Origin of the sequence: Mycobacterium sp., assembly GCF_049802695.1 — a bacterium.
Classification (GTDB): domain Bacteria; phylum Actinomycetota; class Actinomycetes; order Mycobacteriales; family Mycobacteriaceae; genus Mycobacterium.
The window spans coordinates 1-2,257 of sequence record NZ_JBARMY010000530.1; the positions used below are offsets into that span (position 1 = coordinate 1).

General features: G+C 65.7%; 1 protein-coding gene and 2 pseudogenes. 1 reads left to right on the forward strand and 2 read right to left on the reverse strand.

Annotated elements, in window-relative coordinates; translation table 11 throughout:
• Positions 1-648, reverse strand: a pseudogene (locus tag WA317_RS20925) (hypothetical protein); the annotation flags it as partial.
• A gap of 268 nt (positions 649-916) precedes the next feature.
• On the opposite strand from WA317_RS20925, the gene WA317_RS20930 reads away from it, so the two are divergent.
• The gene (locus WA317_RS20930; RefSeq protein WP_425174849.1) at positions 917-1,891 is read left to right on the forward strand and encodes a TerC/Alx family metal homeostasis membrane protein; all 975 of its coding nucleotides are present in this window, start codon (positions 917-919) and stop codon (positions 1,889-1,891) included.
• 86 nt (positions 1,892-1,977) lie between these two features.
• On the opposite strand, the pseudogene WA317_RS20935 reads toward WA317_RS20930, so the two are convergent.
• Positions 1,978-2,257: pseudogene (locus WA317_RS20935) on the reverse strand (MAP_0585 family protein); the annotation flags it as partial.

Sequence of the window (2,257 nt, forward strand, 5' to 3'; positions counted from 1 at the left end):
CAGCAGCCGCGCCGCCGCGCGCGCAGCCGGCGAGGCGATGATCAGCATCAGCCAGGCCAGCGCACCCGCGACGGTTGCCCACAAAAAGCCGGCCAGGCCCCAGCCGATCACGAAGGTGACCAGTGCGACTGCGACCCGGATGGCCGCGTCGGTCACCATCAGGGCCCCGTACTGGGTCCACAGGTTGGTGCCCGCCAGCATGCCCAGGAGGGTGGCGTGCAAACAGAACCCGGCGAGTCCCACGCTGAGCAGCCCCACCGAGAGCCAGCGCGCCCCGGCGAACACCTGGCTGCTCCACAGCGGTGAGCTGGCGGCGATCAGGACGGCGGCAGCGACGCCGACCAGCGCGGCCACCTGCAGGGGATTGGTTCTGGCTTTTCCGCGGCCCGGCACGATCTCCGCGTAGCGCACGGCGCGGACTTCTCGGGTGGTTTCCTGAAGCAGGCCGTTGGCGGCGCCGGTGACGAAGCCGAACGCACCCCAGAAAACCCCGAACACCGAGAAGCCGGCGGGAGCCAGGTCGCGCGCGGCCAGGTAGATCACCGCGTAGCCGCACAGCGCGGTCACCGCCGTCGCCACGCCGACTCGTGCGACGCTGCTGCGCGCGATCGGACCGGTCGAGGCTCCTTTAGAAGGAAGTGATGGCATCGAAGCCGAGGCGCCGCCGACCTCGGTCACGTCGACGGCAGCCGGGGAGCAGGGACGACAGGCTTCTCCACAGTTTTGAAACTACTAAGAGGCAGCGCGCTGGTGCCGGAGGCCGCGGCCGAACTCTGAGAGACTGATCGGCAGAGGGGAGTATTCCTCCGCCGCGGTGTCGTCATCACGTCGACCGCCATCGGACGACCGGCGCCGCGGGCCGGTGCACCTGACGGTGGAAGAGACCTCTGGTTCGTCTCACGGCCGGAGATTTCCCATGAATGTGTCCGCACTCGAGTGGATCGTCACGTTGTGCTTGACCAGCGCGGTTCTGCTTTTCGACGTTGTGGTGATCGCCCGCCGACCGCACGAACCCACCATGGGCCGATGCGCGCTGGCGTTGTCGTGCTACATCGGGCTCGCCATGGTCTTCGGTGGGTGGATTTGGTTGTTTCACGGCCAGCAATTCGGCCTGCAATTCTTCGCCGGCTGGCTGACCGAGTACAGCCTGTCGATCGACAACCTGTTCATGTTCATCGTCATCATGGCGAACTTCAACGTGCCCAAGTTGTACCAACTGCGGGCGTTGTTCTTCGGGGTGGTGATCGCACTGGTTCTCCGGGGCGCTCTGATAGCACTCGGGACGGCGGCGATTCAGCGGTTCTCCTGGGTTTTCTATGTGTTCGGCGCATTCCTGCTTTACACCGCCGTCAAGTTGGCCCGCGGTCCCGGTCACGGCGAAGGGGGAGACAGCGCGGTCACCCGATTCGCCCGCAAACGATTGAACACTGTCGAGAGCTGGGACGGGATGAAGCTGTTGGTCAGAGACGGCGCCAAGTTGGTGATGACGCCGATAGCGATCGTGATTCTGGCTCTCGGCGCGACCGACCTGATGTTCGCCCTGGATTCGATACCGGCAATCTACGGACTGACCCGCCAGGCTTACCTGGTGTTCGCCGCGAACGTCTTCGCGTTGATGGGCATGCGCCAGTTGTATTTCCTGCTCGGTGGCCTGCTGAGTCGGCTGGTCTACCTGTCGAAGGGGCTGGCGGTCGTGCTGTTCTTCATCGGGCTCAAGCTGGTGTTGCACGCCCTGCACGACAACACGCTGCCTTTCATCCACGGCGGTGCACACGTGAACGTGCCCGAGATTTCGACTGTGCTGAGTCTGGGCGTCATTGTGGTGACCTTGGTCGCCACCGCGATCGCCAGCTTGTGTGCCACCCGCGAAGAGCACGCCGCCGCTCACTGAGCGCGTAGGCAGCAGCGCTGACCGTCAAACGGTGTCCGGCGCCGAACCCGCAGAGCAGGCCCTGCGCCGGAACCAGTTGGGTTGCGTCAGTACAACGGAATCCAGTCACCGAAGTACCAGAAGCCCCACCCGCCGAACGCCGGGTTGAACACCGGGATCGCGGTGAAGCCGGCGTAGTTGAACCGACCGAAGTCGTTTCGTGCTGCACCGACATCGCGAGGCGGGCCGTTGTACCGGTCATTCCAGCCACCGGGAGGGGGAGGACCGTTCCAGCCACCGGGAGGTGGTGGCCCGTCCCAGTTGGGCGGCGGTCCGCCGGGTGGCGGTCCGTCGTTCCAGCCGAACCCCCTGTCCCGTGGCGGGGGC

What these genes read in the sequence shown, in the direction of transcription:
- WA317_RS20930 (WP_425174849.1), top strand. Translation starts at nt 917, where the DNA reads ATGAATGTGTCCGCACTCGAGTGGATCGTCACGTTGTGCTTGACCAGC.